The sequence below is a fragment of the Lysobacter gummosus genome, from assembly GCF_001442805.1.
GTDB lineage: Bacteria > Pseudomonadota > Gammaproteobacteria > Xanthomonadales > Xanthomonadaceae > Lysobacter > Lysobacter gummosus.
In genome coordinates this window covers 5,336,278-5,358,770 of record NZ_CP011131.1, presented here as the reverse complement: position 1 = coordinate 5,358,770, position 22,493 = coordinate 5,336,278, and the positions used below count along the sequence as shown (strand labels likewise).

The window sequence follows — 22,493 nt, the reverse complement described above, 5'->3', positions numbered from 1 at the left end:
AGAACATGGCTGAGTATCCGTTACCGAAATTCCACTTCGAAGTGCAGTGGGGTGGCACCCGCATCGGCTTCACGGAAGTGAGCGGGCTCGAAGTCACTACCGACAAGATCGAGTACCGCGACGGCGCGAGCAAGGAGTACCACAAGATTCGCATGCCAGGCATGCAGACCTTTGGCGATCTCACGCTCAAGCGGGGCATCTTCGCGGGCGACAACGAGTTCTACGATTGGTGGAACTCCGTGGCGCTCAACACCGTCGAGCGCCGCGACATCACCATCAGTCTGCTCAACGAGAGTCACGACCCGGTGGTGATCTGGAAGGTGAAGAACGCCTGGCCGACGAAGGTGACTTCCACCGACCTGAACGCCTCCGGCAACGAGACCGCGATCGAGACATTGGTGTTGGCCCATGAGGGTCTGACCATGGAGAACGGTTGATCCATGGACCTGAGCTACCCGCATCCGGGCTTCCACTTCCTGGTGGTGTTCGAGCTGCTGCCGCAGTTCCCTTACGACACGCGCTGGCAAGAAGTGTCCGGGCTTACCGTGAGCACGGAGTTCGAGAGCTGGCCCGAGGGTGGCGAGAACCGCTACGCGCATCAGCTGCCGAAGAACCTGCAGTTCGGCGAACTGGTGCTGAAACGCGGCAAGTTCATGGGTTCGGGCGTGCTGCACTGGGCGCGCAAGGCCATGGAGCAGTTCGAGTACAAGCCCACCAACGTGCTGATCTCGTTGCTCGATGACGAACACCTGCCCATCTACAACTGGTACGTGGTTGGCGCGGTGCCGAAGCGACTGGAGGTTTCCGGCATCAACGCCGGCAGCAACGAGATCCTGGTCGAGTCGCTGGCGCTGCAGTACCAGTACTTCAAGTACTACGACCCGGCGAGCGTGGCGCTGGATGCGGCGGCGGCGATCACGGGCAGTGTGGGAGTGAGCATCTGATGCCCATCGAGATCCGCGAGCTGGTGATTCGCGCCACGGTGGATCCGGCCACGGCGGGGGGCGGTGGTCCAGGCAGCTGCGGCATGCCCCAAGGCAAGGACGGCAAGGACAAGGGCGGGGCACCCGCCGGCGACGGCGATTCCACGTCCTCCGGCGGCGATCTGGTGCAAGCCTGTGTGCGCGAAGTCATGCGCATTCTCGAGCGCAAGGAGGAACGCTGATGCTGTTCGACAAGGGCAAGCTCGAGAAGCTCACACTGCGTGCGTTCAAACCGGCGGCCAACCCCGAGGACAAGCCCATCCCCTCGGATGATCCGAAGGACACGTATGTGCTGCAGGTAAATCCGAGCACGTACACGCTCAGCAAGATCATCAACTACTCGCGGCAGACCGGCCAGGGCGATACCGCCACCGAGGCGCTGTACAACAATACGCCGCCCGTGAATCTCTCCTTCGAATTTCTGTTCGACGGCACCGGCGTCGTACCCGAGCCCTCCGAGCTCGGCGACATTCCGCTGGTGGGCGCCATCGCCTCGGCGTTGTCGGGCCCGAAGAAGTTCGTGATCATGGACGAGATCCAGAAGTTCGACCGGCTGGTGTACGAGTTCAACGGCACCATCCACCGGCCGCGCGAGCTGCTCATGGTCTGGGGCACACTGGTGTTCCCCTGCGTGTTGAGCTCGGTGAGCTACCGCTACACGCTGTTCAAGCCCGACGGCACGCCGCTGCGCGCCATCGCCAGCTGCTCGTTCTGCGAGCACGTGCCCAAGGCGCTGGCCGAGCGCAAGAAGAACGCGACTTCACCCGACCTCACGCACCTGCGGGACGTGCGCGAGGGCGACACGCTGCCGGCCATGGCGCACGACATCTACGGCAAACCCGAGCTGTATCTCGAGGTGGCGCGCGTGAACAAGCTGGTGAACTTCCGCCGGCTGCGCCCAGCCAGCCGCGTGGCTTTTCCGCCGGTGGGAGTGAAGTCATGAGCGCGCAGCTCATCGAGAGTTCCACCGACGTCATCACGCTCACCGTGCGTGTCAACGGCACCGAACTACCGCGCACCGTGACCCTGCAGGGCGTGGAAGTGGTCAGTCAGGCCAACCGCGTGCCCTATGCGCGCCTGCGCGTGGGCGACGGCGACGCTGCGCGCGGCGACTTCGCGCGCAGCACCGGCGAGTTGTTCGTGCCGGGCAATCAGATTGAAGTGTCCGCCGGTTACCACGGTGAAACCGAGGTCATCTTCGGCGGCGTCATCCTGACCCAGCGCATCGTGTCGCGCGACGGCGCGTCCTGGCTGGAATTGGAATGCCGCGACCCGGTGTTCGTCATGACGCTGGTTCGCCACAACCGCTACTTCGAGGAAATGAGCGACAGCGAGGTGGCTTCCAAGCTACTGGGCGAGTATCCAGGTTCCGGCGTGAGCGCCGGCAAGATCGCCAGCAGCGAGGTCAAGCATCCGCAACTGTTGCAGTACCAGTCCAGCGACTGGGATTTTCTGGTGAGCCGTGTCGAGGCTGCCGGGCAGTTGTGCTTCGTCAACGCGGGCAAGATGAGTACGATCAAGCCGGCGCTGGACGACCAGCCCGCGATGGATCTCAACTTCGGCTTCACCGTACTTGAGTTCGACGCCGAGATTGACGCACGGACTCAGTCGGGCGCCATCCGCGCCGTTGCCTGGGACCCGGCGGAGCAGGCGTTACAGGAAGTCAATGCCACCGATCCGGGCTGGAGCGGAAACGGAAATCTGAGTGCGTCGAAGTTGAGCGCCGCCGCTGGCCGCTCCGAGGATGTGCTCTGGCATGGCGGCAGCCTGGCCCACGAGGAATTGCAGAAGTGGGCCGACGGCGCGCTGCTGCGCGCGCGACTGGCCGCGGCACGCGGCCGCGTGCGCTTGACGGGCCTGACGGCGGTCAAGCCGGGAACCGTGCTGCAGCTCTCGCGCTTCAGCGAACGCTTCAACGGCAAGGTGTACGTCACCGCCGTGCGCCACGAGTTCAGCTCGGGCAAGTGGACCACCGATGCCGAGTTCGGATTGCCGCGCGAGCCGCACGCCGCACGCGTGGCGATGAACCACCTGCCGGCCGCGGGACTCGCGGCCGCCGTGCATGGACTGCAAGTGGGCGTGGTCACCGAACAGGACGGCGATCCCGGCAAGGAGCACCGCGTGCGCGTGAAAGTGCCGCTGGCCGGCATGGGCGAGCAGGGCGTGTGGGCGCGCGTGGCCACGCTCGACGCGGGCGATCAGCGCGGCACGTTCTTTCGTCCCGAGAAGGGCGACGAAGTGGTGCTGGGCTTCTTCCACGACGACCCATCGCAGCCGGTGATCCTCGGCATGCTCCACAGCAGCAAGAAAGCGCCGCCGCTCGAGGTTACCGCCGACAACCATCAGAAGGCTTACGTGTCGCGCAGCGGGCTAACGCTCGAGTTCGACGACGACAAGAAAGCCATAACGCTGAAGACGCCGGGCAATAACCGCATCGTCCTCAGCGACGAGGACGGCGGCATCACGCTCGAAGACCAGAGCGGCAACAAGTTGGTGTTGGGTAAGGACGGCGTGGTCATCGAGAGTCCGAACAAAGCCGTGGCGGTCACCGCCAAGACCAAGCTGGAAGCCAAGGGCAACAAGATCGCCTTCGAGGCGCAGACCACGCTGGAAGCCAAGGCGCAAGGCGCGGCCGAGGTTTCCAGCAGCGGCAACCTGACCCTCAAAGGGTCGATGGTCATGATCAACTGAGGAACGGATCGCTGCCATGCCTCCCGCCGCGCGCGCCAACGACATGCACGTCTGCCCAATGATTACCGGCACGGTGCCGCACGTGGGTGGCCCAGCGTTGCCCGGTGCGCCGACGGTAATGATCGGCGGCATGCCCGCACTGCGCGTCGGCGACATGCTGATCTGCACCGGGCCTTCGGACTCCGTGGTGGCCGGCAGTGGCAGCGTGATGATCGCGGGCATGCCGGCCGCGCGTCTGGGTGACAGCACCGCACATGGCGGCAGTCTCGTTGTCGGCTGTTTCACCGTGATGATTGGAGGTTGATCGTGACCGACAGTCCTCAATTCCTCGGTAAGGGCTGGTCGTTCCCGGTCACTTTCAGCAACCAGGGACGCAGCGTCGCGATGGCGCAGGCCGAAGACGATATCCGTCAGAGCCTCGACATCCTGCTGTCCACCGGTCTCGGCGAGCGCGTGATGCGCCCCGGCTTCGGCTGGAAGCGCGATGCGCTGATGTTCGAGCCGCTGTCAACGTCCTTCGGCTCGTACCTGGCGCGCGAGATCGAGAACACCATCCTGTTCTATGAATCGCGCATCGAGCTCAATCGCGTCGACTTCGAAGCTGCCTCCGATCAGACCGGGCTCATCCTGATCCGCCTGGACTACACCGTGCGCGCCACCAATACGCGCACCAACCTGGTCTATCCCTTCTACCTCGATCATCAGGAGGCGAAGGGCTGAGCATGGATACGTTCCGCCGCTATGGACACCTGCTGAGGCCCGACGGCACCAACCAGTTGCAGAGACTGTTGCCCGGACTGGAGGCGGACTATGTCGTGCCGGACGAGCGCTCGTTCGCCGATCTGCTCGACTACGCGTATAGCGTCGCAGCCGAAGTGCGTTACTACGATCTCTCCGGCCAATCCACCGGCGACTGGCAAGCGTTGCTGGAAACGTTGCTGGCGCCCGGCAGCGGGCGCATGCGCTCCACGGAGGAGTTGCAACTGCTGTTGGCCTCGCGCTCGGACTGGCCGCCGCATCTGGTGCTGTTCCTCACCTTCCTCAAGCTGTTCCAGCACCTGCAGGACGATCTCAACGAACTGACGCGCCGCCACTTGCTGTACTACTACGTGAAGCAGTTAGGGCTGCAGCTTCACGCGCCCGAGCGCGACTGGGTGCACGCCATCCTCGAGCTGGCGCAGAACGCGGCCGCGACGCGGCTACCCGCAGGTACCTTGCTGGACGCTGGCAAGGACGGCGCGGGCCGTCCGCTGACCTACGCCTTACAGAACGAGATCGTGGTGAACGCCGCGATCGTGGCACAGCTGCGCCGCAGGGTGGTCGAGGAGGACAGCCAGCATCATCGCCGCGTGTTCGTCGCCGATGGTTTCGACGCACTCGAAGGGCCGGGCGGCTACACCTTCGGACGGCGCCAGCTGGATCTCGATGTCTCGCAGCGCTTCATGCAGGAGGCGCCGCTGGGTTTCGCCGTGGTCGCGCCCATCCTCAGCCTCGCCGAGGGCGAGCGTCGCATCACGCTGCGCGCGCACCTGCGCGCGAGCACCGCCGAGCCGGTGAATACGCAAGGTCTGACCGAGGCGGTCACGGTCAGCTTGTCGGGCGCGCAGGGCTGGCTTACGCCGGATCACGTCGTGGCCACGCTGATGGCCAATGGCGGTTCGGGCCTGCCCGCGCTGGACCTGACCATCGACATCGGCTCGGCTGCGCCGGCGATCGTTGCCTTCGATTCGGCCTTGCACGGCGCCGGCATGATCAGCGACCGCCCCGTGCTGCGCTGCCTGGTGCGTGGCGCATCCGGCGCCTTCGATCTGTTCGACCGCTTCAATGTCGAGCGTATCGACCTCGCAGTGAAAGTGATCGGACTGCGCGGTGTAGTGGTGCAGAACGACGAGATCCCGCTCGACGCCAACAAGCCCATGCCGCTGTTCGGCAGCCAGCCGCGTATCGGCAGCGTGTTCTACGTGGGCAGCACAGAGGTGTTCTCGAAGAAACTGGATTCGCTGACCTTCAACCTGGAGTGGAAGTCGCCGCCGGACGACCTGTTCGAGCACTACCGCCAGTACTTCGATTTCATCAACAACACATTGACGGACACTTTCGCGAACAACTTCCGTGTCACCGTGGACTTGTTGCATGAGCGCGTGTTCCGCCGACTGCTGGTGAACCAGACGCTGTTCGAACCGGTCACCACCGACGTCAACGCGATCACCGCCAATGCCAGCGCCTTCAACTTCGCGCTGCAGGGGCTGGACTACCGCGAACAACCCGACCTGCAGGTGCCCGACGCCTTCACCGCGAGCAGCCGTGCCGGTTTCGCGCGTCTGGTGCTCAGCGAACCCACGCGTGACGATTTCGCGATCTTCGCCAGCGAGGTGCCCTTCGAGGCCTTCGGTCATCCGGTATTCGCGCGGCGTTACGCCCACCAAGCCATGGCGCTGGCGACGTGGACCTCGGGGCAGAAGCCGCGGTTGCCCAGCGAGCCCTACACGCCGGTGCTGAACTCGCTGACTCTCGACTATCACGCCACTGCGACCCTGGTGCCTAATGACGACCAGCCGGCGGCGTACTTCGTGGTCGGGCCGCATGGCGCCATTCGCGCGCCGCGCGTTGCGCAGGCCCGGCTGGTGCCACAGCTGGATGGGCGCGCGGAGCTGTTGCTGGGCGTTCGCAACCTGCAACCGCCCGGCGCGCTCACCTTGTACTTCGAGATCGACGCGGGCACGGCCACGGCGGCCAATGCGCTGGCCACCGGCGACACGAGGTGGAGTTATCTCGCTGCCGGCGACGAGTGGCGGCCGTTGAGCGCGGGTTCGCTGCTCATGGACAGCACGCTCGGGTTCCAGAGCTCGGGCATCATCGCTGTCCAGGTACCCGCCGAGGCCACGCTGGCGCACCAGAGCCTGCCGTCGGGACTGGTGTGGTTGCGCGCCGCCATCGACCAGTCGCCTGAGAGCGCGGCGCGCACGCTGTCGATCCGCACGCAGGCGGCTCTCGCCCGCTTCGAGCCGGGCACGGCGCCGCTCGCGGATTTCGCGGCGCATCTGCGTCAGGGCCTGCCGGTCGCCACCATCAAGGCGCTGGTTCAGCGCAATGCCGCCATCCGCAGCATCACCCAGCCGCGCGCCTCCTTCGACGGCCGCGGCCCGGACAGCGATGAAGACTATATCCGCCGCGCCAGCGAGCGGCTGCGTCACCGCCATCGGGCTGTCACGCCCTGGGATATCGAGCGGCTGGCGCTCGAGCGCTTCCCGGAAGTGTTCAAGGCCAAGTGCCTGCCGCACAGCGACGCCGACGGCATCGCGCGCGCCGGCCATGCGGCGCTCGTGGTGATTCCTAACCTGCGTCGCGGCGGTGTCGCCAATCCGCTGGAGCCGCGCGCGGCCGAGGAACTGTTGGCGCGAATCGCGGAGTACTTCGGCGGCCTCGCGACGCCGTTCCTCAACCTGCACGTGATCCGGCCGGTATTCGAACGCATTCGCGTCGAAGCCAAGGTGGTGTTCACGCGCGGTCGCGATCCGGGCTACTACAGCGGCGTGCTCAATGAAGACCTGCGCCGTTTCCTGTCGCCATGGGCGTATCAGGACGGCGAGGACATCCAGTTCGGCGCGCGCATCTATCGTTCGGAGATCCTCGCCTTCATCGAAGGGCGCGAGTACGTCGATCACCTGGTCGGCCTGCGCGTCTATCACACGTATTCGGGCAGCAAGGCCGAGGGCATCGGCACGATGGCCATCGGCGAGGATTTCGTCATTTATCCGAAGCCCAAGCCCGGTCTGGGCGAGATGCGAATGGGCGACGACTTCATCGTCGGGCGCGCGGTCGAGGCCGCCGGCACCACCCAGGCGCACGCCATCCTGGTCTCGCATCCGCAGCACCTCATCACAGCCGTGGCGCCTGGAGAAGAAGTGTGCTCGGGCGTGACCACCATGGGCATCGGCTACATGACCGTCGGTCTCGATTTAGAAGTCGGGTTGGAGACGTCATGAGATTTCCAACATCAACACGAGCGGAGTACTGACTTATGAGCAGCCAAACACGGGACTTCCTCAAGGGAGTTTTCAAGAACGGCGACCGGCCGGACGCGAGCAATTTCGCCGACCTTATCGACAGTTGCATGAACAAGGCGAGCGACGGTCTGAACCTGGACTCCGACGGTACGCTGCTGCTCGCGCGCGGCCTGCGCCTGGGCGACAGCGCCGTGGCCAACATCCCCGGTGGGCTGCGTTTCAACGGCGGCCAACTGCAGGTCAACAATGGCGCCAGCTGGAGCAACGTCGGCGGCGGTGGCAGCGGCGGATTCGCGCCCGTGGCGGGGTTCGCGGGCGCGATCGCCTACAACGGTGGCCGCGTCGGCGTCGGCACGGCGGCGGCGGAGCCGGCCGCGAAACTCGAAGTGGCGCTGGGCGCGAACGCCGGGCCGGCCGAACAGGTGCGCTTCGGCAACGCCATGGTCGGCAGTGGCGGCGGCCCCTTCGCCGCTTTCGCGGTGTACGGACATCGGGCATTGGGCGCGGACGTCAGCGCGGTGAATGCGAGTTACGCGCTGCGACAGTCGAACACCGGCGTGGTACATCTCAACGCGGCGGCCGGGCAGGTGCTGAGCCTGCGTCAGAACGGCACCGACGTGCGGCTAGGCATCACCGGGACCGGCAAAGTGGTGATCGGTGGCGAGTCCGAACTCGTCGGCTCGGGCGGTGCGGCGCTGCAGGTGGCCGGCAGCGCATTCAAGAACGATGGCAACGGCACTTGGGCATTCACCTCCGACTCGCGAGTGAAGGAGGACGTGCGCGACCTGGACGCCGGCCTGGCCGAGCTGCGGCGCGTGCGGCCGGTGCGTTATCGCTACAACGGCCTGGCGGGTACGCGCGCCGGCCTCGAAGGCGTGGGCATCCTTGGCCAAGAGATCGAGGAAATTCTGCCCGAGACGGTGGAGAGACTGCCGGCGGATTCCAACACCGATGGCGTGGATGGCTTGCGCGTGTTCAATCCTTCCGCGCTCACCTACGTGCTGATCAACGCGGTGAAGCAACTCGCGGACAAAGTCGAAGCGTTGGAGCGTGCGCTGGGTGAGGCACGGACGCAGGCCGCGCGGTGAACGAGACGCTGCACATCTCGACCGCGCCGCCCGATCGGGTGAGCCTGGACTATTCCAGGCTGCGCGAAGACGGGATGCAGTGGATTCGCCTATGGGCCAAGGACAGTTGGACGGATCACAACGCCCACGACCCCGGCATCACCCTGCTGGAAGCCGCCAGCTACGCGATGACCGAGTTGGGGCTGAAGCTGCAGCTCGACATCGCCGACCTGCTGCGCAGCGGCGAGACTCACGCCGAGGCCGAGTTCGAACCGGCGCACCAGGTGCTGCCGGTGGGGCCGGTGAATGGGCAGGACCTGCGCGCGATGCTGCTGGATCACCCGCTGATCAGCGACGCGCAGATCTTCCATCCGGCCGACAACGAGATCGCTTTCTACGAAGTGGATGCCGATCCACCGCTGACCTACGTAGCGCCGCTCCTGGCGCCGGTGCGCTCGCGCACTGCCGGACTCTACGAAGTGCTCGTGGAGCTCTCCAAGCTCGAGCTCAACAGCAACACCTATAAACTGCCGGTGGTGGCGGCCGGCGACACATGGGACACCGAGATAGCGCTGCCGTACTGGGACGACGCCGAAGCCGCGCCTTTCCGCCAGCCCGTGGTGCTCAACTCCATCGCAATGATCCCCGACGCGGGAGAATTCTGGCGCGCGTTGCCCGAGAACCTCAGCTTCTTCGGCCGTATCCAGGTGAACTACACAGATCTTTCCGGTACGCCGGGCAGCGTGCAAGCCTGGGTGCTACTGCGCATGGTGGAACAGATCGCGCAGCCCGGCCTGGTGGTGCCGGCCATTCTGGTCGCGGCGCGGACGGCGATCGAATCGAGCCTGCCTGGGTCGCCGCTGTCGCAGTTCGCAACGAATGTGCGCGACGCGGCCGTCGCCGTCGAGCAGTTGGCCGAATACGTCGCCCACTGGCGAAATCTCGGCGAACAGGCGGTGCGCATCGGGCTGGCGCGGGTACAGGAAATCGGCGTGAGCGCGCGTCTGGAGGTGACCGGCGGCATCGACGTCGAAGCGCTGCTGGCGCGCATGTTCATGGACATCGACTCTGCGCTGTCGCCGCGCGTGCGCTTTCAGTCGCTGGCGGAACGTCGCGCCGCGCAGTCCGATCCGGAGCTGATCTACGACGGCCCGCTGCTGCGCAGAGGATTCCTCGACCGCGCCAGCAGTGGTCGAACCGTACCGGACGTTATCTACACCTCCGACATCCTGCGGATCATCATGCAGCGCCGCGGCGCCGGTGGCACCGATGTGGTCGCGCTTGAGAACGTGACGGAGCGGGACATCGTCGCCGTCACCGATCTCACCCTGGCGAACTTCATCAACAACCGACCCATCACCTCGGGAGCCGAGGACTGTCTGCATCTGGTGCAGATCGCGCGCTACCGGCCGCGCCTGAGTCTGGCCAAGTCGCGCATCACCGTCGTGCGCAACGATGTCGCGGTGGCCTACGACACTGCGCGGGTGCTCAGCCTGTTCCAGGGCATGCAGAAACAGGCGCTGGACGAGGCATTCACCGACGAACCCTCGCCTGTCTGGCCGGTGACCGCCGGCGACGCGCTGCCGGTGGCCGACTACACGCCGCTGCAAATGGATCTGCCCGCGCTATTCGGCACCGGTGAGGCGGCGCTGCCGGACAGCGCTGGCACCGAGCGGCACGCTGCGGTCCGTCAGCTGCAGGGCTATCTGCTTCTGTTCGAACAGTTCCTGGGCGACATGACCGCGCAGCTGGGCAACATCAATCGCTTCTATTCTGGTGGCAGCGAGGCCGGGACCAGCTACTTCACGCGCCCGCCATTCGACCTGCCGGGCGCGCAGCGTCTGTTGCGGCGGTTCCCCGCGAGTGGCGACTGGGCCAGTTTCATCGCCGACCCGGACAACGCGGTGGCGCGCGCGCTTCGCGACGCGGCGGAGACTCGCGAACGCTTGCTCGACCGACGCAACCGCGTGCTGGATCACCGGCTCGCGCGCCAGGGCGAGGAGGCCACGGCGCTGGCGCAGGAGGTGCATCGCTGGGCGCGCGCCGAGCTGGATGTACGCTCGTTGCCGCCGGCGCAACAGGAGAGCCAGGTCGCCGAGCGGCGCGAAGCCGCCAACGCGCGCCTGCTGCGACTGAAATCCGCGTTGCTGCGCGAAACGCCGGAACTCAGCGCGCTGCGCTTGCTGGCTTTCAGCAGTCCCTTCCAGCGTGACTCGGAGATTCTCACCGTCGAAGCCGATGGCGCGGGCTTCCGCTGGGTGCTACGGCCGGACGGCCAGCCGCGATTGCGCAGCGCTGCTCCGGACGAGACCGAAGTCATGGCCGCGATCTCGGCCGAGCGCGCCTTGGCCTTTGCAGGACGAGCGAGCAACTACTCCGGCTTCGACGCGGGCGGCGGCGTTTTCCGGCTGCGGCTCGCCGACGGCAACGCAGCTGCGGCGCTGGTGATCGCGGAGAGTCTCCAGACCTTCGCTTCCCTGGCCGCCGCGAACGCGGCCGCGCCGGCGCTGGCGGCGCTACTCGCCACCGTGCGCATCGAAGCCTCGCTGTCGCCGCTCGAGCGGCGGGTGGCTCATCACAGCGGAATCCGCGATGCACGTCGACGTCGCGCGCTGCGTCCCATCAGCGACTTCTTCGAGATCTTCGACGAACCGGCGCCGCCAGGGTTGATCGGCCGCCGCTGGCGGCTGCGTAATGCGATGCCCGCGGGCGCGGTGTTGCTGGCCAGCGCCGTGCGCTACGACGCCGTCACGGCGGCCGACGCCGTGGCGCTGGCGGAGCAGTCCATCGGCCGCGTGCTCCGCTACGGCCCGGACGAATGGAACTATCACGTGGTTCCCGCAATCGGCGACACCTTCGCGATCGAGTTGCACGATCCCACGGGCGTGTTGCTGGCGGTGTGGCCGGGCAGCTTCACCAGCGTCGGGTTGGCGCAGGCGGGAATCGAAGCCGCGGTGGCGTTGTTGTATCGCGAGTACGCTGCCGAGACGCTCTATCTGCTGGAACACGTGCTGTTGCGGCCGCAAGCGGACACGGACACCTTCCTGTCGTTGCCCGAAGGCGAAGGGCGCGAACGCGATCCCTACAGCCATCGCATATCGCTGGTGCTGCCATCGGGCTACGCGCGAGACTTCACGCAGGATCCCGCCGTCGCCACCCGCGTTGCGGCGATGCCGAATCGCTTCCGCAGCGCGGAGTTCCGCAGGCACGTGGAGGGAATGATCCAGCGTTGCTGTCCGGCTCATCTGCTGGTGAAGGTGTTCTGGGTGGACCGCGAATCGCCGGCGAGCGCTTCGACGGCGAGCTTGGACACTTTCGAGACCCGGTATCACACCTGGTTGGACACCGTGCTGATTCCGGGCGCGGCGCCCGCGGCCGTGTCCGCCGCGCGCAACTCTTTGGTGGAGGCGCTCAACGCGATCGCCAATGACACTTAACCGTCATCGTATCCAGCGGCAGGTACTGGAGCTCACGGTCGGCGACGCCGCCGCCGCGCCAGGCATCCAGGAGCAACTGGCGCGCGCATGCCGCGAGCCGCTGCTCGCCGGCATGACGTCGGTGTTCGATTCGGTGGCGCCAGCGCACGAGTTATTGCGACTGGAGCGACTCGAGATCGACGTGGGCCGTATCGAGGGCGACGACTGGGCGCCGGAGTTCGAGCGACGCTTGCTGGCCGAGTTGGAGAGGCTGCTCGAGAGTCATGCCACCGAAGCGAAGCGTGAACGCGCCACTGAGATCTCCGAGGCGGACGGTGGAGAGTTCGAGGCCTTCGTATTCTTCCTGCGGCATGGTCGGCTGCCCTGGTGGGGCTCAGCTCCTGATTCGGGTTGGTCGAGAACAGTCGAAGCGGCGGACGCGCGGCGCATCGAAGTACTACGCGCATTGCTGCACGAGGAGCCGCGCGCATTGACGCGCTTGATCAATGCCCTGGACGACGAAGCGCTCGATACGCTGGCCGCGGGCACCGGCTCGCTACAGGGTTGCACGCCAGCCTTGCGTGAGCTGCGGCCATCGGATTCGGCCGCGTTGAATCACCGTTGGCGCCTGAAATTCTGGAGCGCGGTGATTGCGTGGTCCATCGCGCCGCGCGACGGCGGAACGGGTGCCGGTCTGGTCCACGCGCTGCTGGCTGAACGTTGCATGCTGGCGATGGAGCAATCGCGTCGGCGACTCGATGTGGCGAGGGGATCCACGGGCAGCGGCTCGGCTGCCTTCATCAGGCCGGTGACCGTGGCGGCCTTGCCCGCGCTCTGGCGTGAATGGTGCGAAGCGGCGTTCAAGGAGATGGAACATGCCGCGCCAACCGCACCCAGCGCGGGCGAACTCGTGCAAGCGGCATCCGCGTCAGGCCATCCGCAACAAGAGCCTCGAGGGCGCGGAGTCGAGTCCTCGGCAATCGCCGACCAACTCGTGCAAGCGGGATCCGCATCAGACCGCCAACGCCAGGAATCTCGACAACGCAAAGTCGAGTCGGCGACAGGGGAGGTCATCTATCTACCCTGCGTGGGAATCCTGCTGCTGCATCCCTTCCTTGAGACGCTGTTCCGCGATCGTGGCCTGCTGGAAGGCAACCGCTTCGTGGACGACGAGGCGCGGCAGCGCGGCGCGCAACTGCTCGGCTATATCGCCACCGGCCGCGCCGATACGCCGGAGTACGAGCTGGGCTTCGCCAAGCTGTTGGTCGATTTGGCCATCGAGACGCCGTTGGAATCGGCTTGGCTGGAGCCATCGGATATCGCGGCCTGTGACGCGCTGCTCGCAGCGGTGCTCGGTCACTGGACCGCGCTGCGCAGCAGCTCGGCCGCGTGGCTGCGCAGCCAGTTCTTCCTGCGTGACGGCAAGCTCGAAGCGGTGGACGGTGGCCATCGCATCACCGTCGAGCGACGCGCGCAGGACGTATTGCTGGCGCGGCTGCCGTGGGGCTTCGGCGTGATCAGCTTGCCGTGGCGGGAACAACGAATTTTCGTGCAATGGCTGGATTGAGGAGAGTGCGGGCTGAGATCAAGGCGCTGTTGCGACCGATCGAGCCGGACAGGGTCATCATTCAACAGGGAGTAACCCATGAAAGCAGGTAGAGAAAAAGCTAGAGGCGCCTGGCAGCTGAGCCTGCCGCTGATGTTGATGATTACAGCGGCGAGTGTCGGCCCGGGAGTGGCCCGGGCAGATGCGCAGGACCTACCCATCCCATGCGCTAATTTCGAGATTACCTATGCGGCCAAGCCCGGCGAGGTGATCGCTCCGACGGACATCGAGACCAACAAGGATTCGTTCTGGGTATTCGAGAATTCGGGAGGCAACCTGGCGTGTGGGGGCACGGGGCCTTTCACCTGCGCTGGCCTTACCGTGACAGTTCCCGAGAAGGACGTCGTCCACCCATCGACGGCCAAGACCACGATCAACGGCACTGCCGCGGCCTTGGGCGAGCAGGATCAGTTCAGCTTGACGAGCATCGATGCCAACGATGTCACCCAGACGTGCAAGGGCACCTATCTGTTCCACGTCAGCTCCAACGGCGGAGGTTGGGGCGACCCGCATCTGACCACCGTCGACGGCCTGCACTACGACTTCCAGAGCGCCGGCGAATTCACCGCGCTGCGCGACGATCGCCTGGAGATCCAAACGCGCCAGACCGCGGTGCCCACGGCCAAGATCCCGATCACCAACGAACACACGGGTATCAAGCACTGTGTCGCGGTGTACACCGCCTTGGCGACCCGCGTGGGCAGCAGCCGCGTCACGCTGCAGCCGAATCCGAACGTGGAGGAATCACGCAAGGGCATGGAGCTGCGCGTGAACGGCAAGTTGGTGACGCTCACCGACAGTGGAATCACGCTCAAGGCGAGTAGCGGGGAGCAGGGCGCCTCCATAGGCCCCGCCGCCGTGGGCGGCATCGATGGACACATCAAGAAGGCCGCCGATGGCGCCATCGAGATTGTCGACGCGCGCGGCACTCAGGTGGTGGTCACGCCGCAGTTCTGGAACGGCCCGAATGTCTGGTATCTGAACTTGAAGGTGTATCAGACCTCGGCCACGCAAGGCACGATGGGCATCGTCCCGGAGGGTAGTTGGATTCCCGCGTTGCCCGATGGCTCCTCACTCGGCCCCAAGCCCGAATCGATCGATGAGCGCTACGAGCAACTGTACGAGAAGTTCGCCGACGCATGGCGCGTGACCGACGCAACCAGCCTGTTCGACTACGCGTCGGGCACCAACACCGCCACGTTCACGCTCGATGAGTGGCCGTACAACTCGCCGGAGTCCTGCGATGTTCCCGGCCAGACGCCGGTGCAGCCCACGACCGAAGCCGTGGCGCAGGCCGCATGCGCGGCGGTGCAGGATCCGAAGGAGAAAGCCGACTGCGTGTTCGACGTCATGATCACGGGGCACGAGGGCTTCGGCAAGAGCTACCAGATCATGCAGGCCTTCAAGCCCATCGGCACGGGCACCTGGTACAGCCCCGAGGCGCGCCCGACCAAGCCGCCGACCCATCAGGGAGGTTGGGTCGAACTGCTAAAAAAATGGTGGTGGCTGATCCTGCTGCTGATAGTGGGACTGCTCCTGTTGCTCAGAAAGAAGAAGTAGTGGGAGCGGGATCGTGAGTGATTCAAGATCACACGCGAAGCGGGCGCCGGGCGGAGATTTTCTCCGCCCGGCATCGCTGCTGCGGGTCATGCCCGCGTTGCTGTTGAGCGGAAACGCCTGGTCCGCGTCGCAGGATATCGACTTCGAACTCGATTGCGCGCAACAGCCGCCGCATGTCTTCCAGGCCAAGGTGGGCGTCGCCTTCGATTCGCGCATCGAGCTGCTCAACAGCGGGGGCGAGCGCAAGTTCTGGGCGTTCGTCAGCGCGCCGACCGGCACGAGCGCGGGCGCTCGCTGCAAGGAGCAAGTCGCCGGCGCCGAATTCCTGTGCAATGGCGTGACACTGCGCTTGCCGGTCGGGTCTCCGAAGAGGCCGGTGCCGAATTCCGAGTTCGCGAAGATTTCCGGAATGCCGTCGCTCGAAGGAAGCTTCAGTTTCGGCCTGATCGTGGGTTCGAAGGAGGCCGGCGGCGCCAGTTGCAGCCGAACCTATCAACTGTCCATACAGCCGGCCGTGATAGACAAGCAGCCGCCCAGCGCGCCGGCCGGTTTCGTGGCGGAATTCAGATTCGGCGCGCCCAGGATGACCATCGACCTTTCCTGGCGAGCCGCCACGGATGATATCGGTGTGGTTCGCTACGAGATCCAGCGCTGCGACGGCGAGCTCTGCCCGGATTTCAGAACACTGAAGTCGGTCGCCACCACGCGCGCGGCGGATTCCGGAGATCTTCGCTTCAACACCGGTTACCGATATCGCGTGCGCGCCTTCGATCGCGCGGGCAACGCCAGCGACTTCTCCGAGATATCGCTGGTACAGACCCCCGCCGAAGGTCCGCCCGGCCGTCGTCAATAGGTGGCAGATGAGCAAGCGCAAATACAGGAAAATCGAAGGCACGCAGAACCGCGACGCGACGTTCTTCAAGCCGCAAAGCGGGCCTGCGTCCGGCGATCCGTACTTCAAGCCCATCGCGGCCAGCGTCGCGCCCACGGTGCAGAAGGAGGACGCGCCCGCCACCACGACCGAGGAAGAGAAGAAGGACCCGATCACCGAAGGGCTCAAGATCACCGGCGAGAAACTCGCTGAGAACGAATCGTTCAAGAAGTGGTACGAACCGCGTCTGGCGAGCCTGAAATACACGTTGTGGGACAAGGCAAGCCCCGCCGAGAAAGCAGCGATGCTCGGCTTCCTCGGCGTGAACCTGGGCGTGGCCGGCCTGGCATTCGCGTCGAATCCGCAACTGCGCGAGAGTCTCTCGGGTGTGAACATCGGCAAGCCGCTGGGATGGATCCCGTACTCGCCCATCAACGGCTTCAACTACAAACTCCCCGCCGCCGGCAAGAACGACATCGGGTTGTCCGCGGATTTCACCCTGAATCCCTATCTGGATCTGTGGAAGAAACGTCCGTCATTCATGCCCTCGGGAGCCACGTTCGGCCTCGAATCCAGCTACGACCCCACAGGCAAGGGCTTCAACATCACTGGCGGAAAGTTTGGTCTCGACTTCTTCGGCGGTGCGTTGAAGGCGGAAGGGAAAACGTTCAACTCGCTGAGTCCGTATCCGATGTTGACGCCAGGCACGGGGCCGGGTGACGACCCGACTTGGCTTATGAACCAGACACCGGGCCTGCCGGATCTCAAGCAATCGGGGTTTCAGTTCATGTTGAGTGCGGATTTGCTGAAGCTGTTTCCCGGGTTGAGGAAGAGGTTCTGAGCGCTATGCAGACCAAGGCCGCGAGTAAGGAGCCGTCGAGCTCGGCAAGCCGCGGGTTCTTCAGCGCACGCCCGTCGTCGCCATCGTTCTTCAATTCGATGGTGCAGGCCAAGTGCGCCGCGTGCGAGAACGAGGAAACCGTCCAGCAGAAGGAAGACGCCACTGTGGACGATCCGGATCTGGCCGTGCAGGCCAAGTCGGAATCATCATCAACCATACCCACCGTACAAACTAAATGCAGTGCTTGCTCCGGGAACGACATAAAGCTGCAAACGAAGCTCACCATCGGTGCGCCGGGAGATCGCTTCGAACAGGAAGCCGATCGCATGGCGGACACCGTCATGCGTTCTCCGGATCCACGCACGATATCGATGCAAAGAGCGCCCGGGCCATTGCACATCCAGCGCGAGTCGACCGAGAGCTGCTCCATCAGCGAAGAAGCGAAGGAGCCGGACGAAGTCGAAGAGGAAAAGGAGGATATCGATCCCGCCGAGCAGCAGACGCCGGTCAGTCCCAAGCGCGAGACCGGTGACGTCTCACCACCGGCCGACATGGAGTCTCGTCTCGAAGGCTCGCGCGGTGGTGGCGCGGCCATGTCCGCCTCGACGCGCGACTTCATGGAGTCGCGTTTCGGTTACGATTTTTCCGGCGTGCGCATCCACACCGGTGGAGAGTCGGAGCATCTGAATCGCGACGTACGCAGCCTCGCGTTCACAAGTGGCAGGGACGTCTATTTCGGCGCCGGACAATATCGCCCCGATACGGACTCGGGTAAGCACCTGCTCGCACACGAGCTGACGCACGTCGTGCAACAGTCGGGCTCTGCGGGCGCAGGCGTAGTGCGCGAAAAGGCGGACCCGAAGACGATCTCGCCGTCGCGCGAAGAAAAGCCTTACTACTCGGGGGGCGGGGCGTGGGTCTCGGGCACGGCGACGCACGGCGTGATCGAGAAACTGCTGCGTGATCACGACGATCAGTTGGTCACGGAAGCGGCGATCCCCGGGGCGGATCGGTTCGTGCCGATGCTCAATCTGATCGGTGTGGCGGATCTGTACAAATCCTCGCCCGCGCATCACGTCACCGGTGTCAAGGCTTACAAGGAAGCGGACACCGAGGACCGCTTCGTGAACATGAACAACACGGATTCGCGCGGCACGCAGCCCGCGGTCGACTCGCTGCCGCGGCGCTTGAAACGCAAGAAAGGCACGCGCGACTGGGACGGTGATTTTCCCGAGAAGATCTGGATCGGCGAACTCAAGCCTTTCGCTACCAGCAAGCTCAAAGCCGGCGTGAATCAGCTAAACAGCTATACGCGCGGTTACAAAGATTTCGTTAAGCAGGCCAACCATGTCAACGGTGGGCAGACGCGGGCCAGCATCGATGTCGAACGGCTGGATCTCAAGATTCCCGATTATCTGAACTTCGACAACTTCGCCACCCAGCAGAAGATTCCGTCGAAGAGCACCACGCCTGACAAGAAGACGCGGCTTTGGGTGGCGAGCGCGGGAAACGGCGTTTACCTGTATACGGCCTTGGCCGGGAATACGGAAGCGGCGCCGCCGCAAGAGTATTTCGACGAACTGGCGAATATGCGCAAGTTGGTGCTCGGGCCGCTGTCGGAGCCGGCGAAGACGACCGCGCGCATGAAGTTCGCGTCGCCGTCGACGAAACTTTCGATATCGAGTGCCGGCGCGGGGGCATCACGGCGCGTCCAGCGAAATACCGCCGATCGGGGAGCGAACTACTGGACCGATCGGGCGCAGGACTGGGAAAAGGTTCGCTCCGCCTGGGGCATGAAGTTTCGCGCGCAAACCAAGGGCGGCTTGAAATCGCACGTTGAGAAAGTGCGTTTCGAGAAGGCCTTGGGACGGCAGGGGCGTTCGCTGAAACCGGTCGAGAAGAAGGAGGTCAAGGAGTACAAGCAATTGATGTTCTGGAGCGGACGCGCCGGGAAGTTCCTCGGCAAGGTCCGCTTCATGCTCGGCAGCGCCTGGGACAAGGCGCTCGCGGTTTTCGAGAAGATGAAAACGAAGATGACCGGCATTCGCACCAAGGTCTTGGGCATGAGCGAAACCGGCTTGGTCAAGGTCAGCTGGCAGTCGCGGCTCATCCAGGCGCTGATGGTGGTCTGCAAGGCAGTGTTCTCGTCGTTCATCACCGAAAGCTTCAACTTCTTCGCGCAGTGTTTCCATTCCGCCATGGACAAGGTCGTGGAGAAATTCCAGGCCGAACTCGACGAGCGATTTGGCGAGCAGATCTGCCGCGCGCGCAAGTTGTTCGAGGAGAGCAAGCAGAAGCTCGAAGACGAGTGGGGCGACGTCATCCAGCAGATCCAGAACATCGTCGAAGCGATTCAGAACGTGAAGCGTTGGGTGGACATCTGTACGACCGCGGTGGATTTGATCCGCGTCGGCGTGCAGGTCATTTCATGCCTGACACCGCCGGGCCTCGGTTGCCTGTGGGGGCTCGTCGCGCAGCTCGGGATCGGCGCGATGGTAGGCCTGGTGATCGGTACGCAGTGGTTCAACGATAATATAATCACGCCGAACGTGCGCCAGCTGCTGAAGGATCACATCGCGCCTACCTACCAGAACCTCATCAACCGGGTCCTGGGTGACGGACTCAAGGAATATCACTGCCACATCGCCGATGAGGCGATTCCGACGATGAATTTCGAGGCGAAGGGCGGGATGGCGGAAGGTTCGGCGGCAATGCGCGCACATCGCGACTCGTGGGAAAGTGAGTTCGAACCGCAGATCATGGCGGATCTGCAACGGGTTTTCGGCAACCCGAATGGCAAGAAGGTGACGAAGGAAGACGTGGAGAAGCTCCTGAAGAAGATCCAGGACAGCGGACTGTCGATGGAGGAATTCAAGGATCGCGCGACGATGCAGAAGTTGCTCGAGCAGGCGCGCGATCCGAAGTCGGGAAAGCTGGACATCGAACGCGCGAAGGCCGAGGCCGAGAAAAAGGAAGCCCCCCCGCCGCAGACTCCACCGCAGCGCAACATTAATTATCCAAACGCGCGCAAGCAGAACACCGTCTTCCAGAAGATTCATGGCTGGGATCCGACGATCTTCATTGCCAAGCCTGGCATCAAGGTGGATTCGGACGAGTTTGCCGATGCGGTGTACGACATGCAGGGCAAGGTCGGTGTGAAGCAGGACGGCATTCTGGGCGACGAAACCCTCGTGGCGTTCTACGACAAGAACAAGAAAAAACCGGATATTTTCTACAAAGAATCCGTCCAGGCGATTGAACAGAAGAAGGCAGCGGCCGAGAAAGCGGCGAAGGAGAAGGCCGAGCGGGAGGCGGCAAAGCTACCGGTGAGCGAAGGACCGGAATACACCACCGTGGTTACGGCCTTGCCGCGCGACGTCAAGGTCCTGAACGCGCACACCGTTCCGGCGGCGTCTGGCGGCGACCACTTCCCCAAGGGCGCGTCAATCAACGTGTATGTCGTCGATGTGCACTCATACATGAAGGTCGCCGGTGATCACGACATCGTGGACCCGAAGCCAAGCTTCATCGAGCTTGATATTCATGTCGACAAAAAGCACATCTATCGGATCACGAACGTCGCCGTGGATCAGTTCTACATCGCCAAGATGTTCGGCGATGCGTGTTACTGGACGCTGATGCTCGAGATGACCGACGGCTTCACCGTCGATACGCCGAAGGGTCCATTCACGCTGCATCGCACGATGTGGTGCTGGAAGGACAAATGAATCCGGCACTGGATTGAAGGAGAAACAGGTGGAGAAGTCGCAACGTGCCGAGGTCGTGTCACTGGTTCCTGAAAGGAGTTCGATCGAGAGCGCCTACCGGCGTTTCGAAGCCGCGCTCGAATCGAGGCTGCGCACCCTGTTCGGCACGGGTTCGAACGAGCTTGCACAGCCCCCGCTGACCGAATCCTGGATCGGAGCGGATGAAACGGCTTTCGGCGATTTCCTGCGCGATTTCAACCCCGACAGGGACGCGCAACTGCTGCTCATGCTGGCGCTCGCGCCTTCGCTCAAGCCCGAGTTCTTCGATTCGCTGCTGCAGCTTGCGCATCCTGGCGCGGGTGAATTCCCGCAGTTCGGCGGTGTGCGCGGCAAACAACATCGCGGATTCCTGCCCACCGGCGACACCGCATTGTTCCTGCTCGCGGGCGATGATCTGGAAGCGCGCATGCGCTGGCAAAAACTTCTCGCGGGCGATCATCCACTGGTACACAATCGCGTCGTATATCTGGAAGACGCCGTGGAGGGCGATCCGCCCATGAGCGGTCGGCTGATGATCGACGCCGATCTCGCCGAGCGCTTCATCAATGGAAAGGTCCGCGCGCCTCGCGCCTCGCTGAAGTTCCCCGCGCAGAAACTCGAGAGCGGCATGGAGTGGGACGATCTGGTCCTCCCGCCTCGCACGCTCACCGAGATCCGCGAACTCAAGAACTGGGTGCGCAATGGCAACGTGCTTCTCGACGAATGGAAGATGCGAAGCAAGCTTCGCCCGGGCTGTCGTGCGCTGTTCTTCGGGCCGCCTGGTACGGGAAAGACCATGACCGCGACGGTACTTGGAAAAGTGACCGGCCGCGAGGTCTATAAGGTCGACCTGTCGATGGTCGTTTCAAAGTTCATTGGCGAAACGGAGAAGAATCTGGCCGGATTATTCGACCGGGCCGAACACAAGGACTGGATCCTGTTCTTCGACGAAGCCGACGCGCTGTTCGGAAAACGCACGCAAGTGCGCGACGCACACGATCGCTATGCCAATCAGGAGGTCTCATTCCTGTTGCAGCGGATCGAGACCTTCGCAGGCTTGATCATCTTGGCGTCGAATCTCGCGGGTAACGTCGACGAAGCCTTCGCGCGCCGCTTCGAGCACCTCGTCCACTTCCCGATGCCGCGTCAGAGCGAGCGCCTTCTTATCTGGAAGAAAGGGCTGCCGCCCGTAGCAGCGCTCGAATCAGGCATCGATCTTGCGCAGATCGCCAATCGCTACGAGCTGAGCGGCGGAATGATCATGAACGTCATTCGCTATGTATCGTTGCAGGCGATTTCCCGCAATGAGCGTGTGCTGCGCCTGCAGGATTTCCTCGACGGCATACGCCGCGAAAACACAAAAGAGAACAAGCTCGAATAGCGAGCAACTACGACCGCGCATCGAGCAAGTAGATACGATCCTGCACGCGGGACGTGATTGCGTGGTCTGAAGATCTACTGGTAATCCTTGAGGCGTGTCGGTTGCTTTGCCTGCGTGGGCCCGCTGCTAATCATCTCTCTGCTCAGAGCGGTCGCGCAGGTAGATTATGGAAATGTCCGATGAGTACGAGCCCAGAGACGGCGTGCCAGATCCCGCAGCCATGGCGCTAATCGAGGCTCTGAGCTTCCATCAGATTCGGGCCATTGATTCTGCGTTGCCAGTGGCGGCCGGCACTGGATGGCGAGAAGTCGCCTATGTGGTTGC

16 protein-coding genes are annotated in these 22,493 nt (G+C 64.0%); all 16 read left to right on the top strand.

Features of this window, described 5'->3' with window-relative positions:
- Positions 1-5 precede the first annotated feature (5 nt).
- The 16 genes from LG3211_RS21795 to LG3211_RS21715 all read left to right on the top strand — a co-directional run bounded on the left by LG3211_RS21795 (position 6) and on the right by LG3211_RS21715 (position 22,169).
- Positions 6-437 (top strand): phage tail protein, encoded by a 432-nt coding sequence (locus LG3211_RS21795; RefSeq protein WP_057944666.1) that lies wholly within the window; start codon positions 6-8, stop codon positions 435-437.
- Positions 438-440: 3 nt separating this feature from the next.
- Positions 441-944: a phage tail protein gene (locus LG3211_RS21790; RefSeq protein ID WP_083512739.1), complete on the top strand. Its 504-nt coding sequence runs from the start codon at positions 441-443 to the stop codon at positions 942-944.
- Positions 944-1,165 carry a DUF5908 family protein gene (locus tag LG3211_RS21785; protein ID WP_057944665.1) on the top strand — a complete coding sequence of 74 codons (222 nt, stop codon included), beginning with the start codon at positions 944-946 and terminating at the stop codon, positions 1,163-1,165. Before LG3211_RS21790 ends, LG3211_RS21785 begins: the two co-directional genes overlap by 1 nt.
- A complete protein-coding gene (locus tag LG3211_RS21780) occupies positions 1,165-1,926 on the top strand; it encodes a CIS tube protein (protein WP_057944664.1) in 762 nt (253 codons plus the stop codon). The genes LG3211_RS21785 and LG3211_RS21780 overlap by 1 nt, the downstream gene beginning before the upstream one ends.
- Entirely contained in the window at positions 1,923-3,674 is a 1,752-nt protein-coding gene (vgrG, locus tag LG3211_RS21775; RefSeq protein WP_057944663.1) for a type VI secretion system tip protein VgrG, read from the top strand. The genes LG3211_RS21780 and vgrG overlap by 4 nt, the downstream gene beginning before the upstream one ends.
- A 16-nt stretch (positions 3,675-3,690) precedes the next feature.
- Positions 3,691-3,978 (top strand): PAAR domain-containing protein, encoded by a 288-nt coding sequence (locus LG3211_RS21770; RefSeq protein ID WP_057944662.1) that lies wholly within the window; start codon positions 3,691-3,693, stop codon positions 3,976-3,978.
- Between the two features lie 2 nt (positions 3,979-3,980).
- Entirely contained in the window at positions 3,981-4,394 is a 414-nt protein-coding gene (locus LG3211_RS21765) for a GPW/gp25 family protein (protein WP_222837541.1), read from the top strand.
- A gap of 2 nt (positions 4,395-4,396) precedes the next feature.
- Positions 4,397-7,660 carry a baseplate J/gp47 family protein gene (locus LG3211_RS21760; protein ID WP_057944660.1) on the top strand — a complete coding sequence of 1,088 codons (3,264 nt, stop codon included), beginning with the start codon at positions 4,397-4,399 and terminating at the stop codon, positions 7,658-7,660.
- 35 nt (positions 7,661-7,695) lie between these two features.
- On the top strand, positions 7,696-8,769 hold the full coding sequence (locus LG3211_RS21755) for a tail fiber domain-containing protein (protein ID WP_057944659.1): 1,074 nt from the start codon (positions 7,696-7,698) through the stop codon (positions 8,767-8,769).
- Between the two features lie 176 nt (positions 8,770-8,945).
- Positions 8,946-12,185 carry a hypothetical protein gene (locus LG3211_RS21750; RefSeq protein ID WP_148649073.1) on the top strand — a complete coding sequence of 1,080 codons (3,240 nt, stop codon included), beginning with the start codon at positions 8,946-8,948 and terminating at the stop codon, positions 12,183-12,185.
- Positions 12,175-13,731, top strand: coding sequence for a contractile injection system tape measure protein (locus LG3211_RS21740; RefSeq protein WP_148649072.1), 1,557 nt, complete (start codon positions 12,175-12,177; stop codon positions 13,729-13,731). The genes LG3211_RS21750 and LG3211_RS21740 overlap by 11 nt, the downstream gene beginning before the upstream one ends.
- Before the next feature lie 78 nt (positions 13,732-13,809).
- Positions 13,810-15,330, top strand: a complete 1,521-nt coding sequence (locus tag LG3211_RS21735) for a hypothetical protein (RefSeq protein WP_148649071.1) — start codon at positions 13,810-13,812, stop codon at positions 15,328-15,330.
- 88 nt (positions 15,331-15,418) lie between these two features.
- The gene (locus LG3211_RS21730) at positions 15,419-16,183 is read left to right on the top strand and encodes a fibronectin type III domain-containing protein (RefSeq protein WP_057944654.1); all 765 of its coding nucleotides are present in this window, start codon (positions 15,419-15,421) and stop codon (positions 16,181-16,183) included.
- Between the two features lie 7 nt (positions 16,184-16,190).
- Positions 16,191-17,042: a hypothetical protein gene (locus tag LG3211_RS21725; protein ID WP_057944653.1), complete on the top strand. Its 852-nt coding sequence runs from the start codon at positions 16,191-16,193 to the stop codon at positions 17,040-17,042.
- Positions 17,043-17,047: 5 nt separating this feature from the next.
- The gene (locus LG3211_RS21720) at positions 17,048-20,770 is read left to right on the top strand and encodes an eCIS core domain-containing protein (RefSeq protein ID WP_057944652.1); all 3,723 of its coding nucleotides are present in this window, start codon (positions 17,048-17,050) and stop codon (positions 20,768-20,770) included.
- Positions 20,771-20,798: 28 nt separating this feature from the next.
- A complete protein-coding gene (locus tag LG3211_RS21715; RefSeq protein WP_222837540.1) occupies positions 20,799-22,169 on the top strand; it encodes an ATP-binding protein in 1,371 nt (456 codons plus the stop codon).
- Positions 22,170-22,493 lie beyond the last annotated feature (324 nt).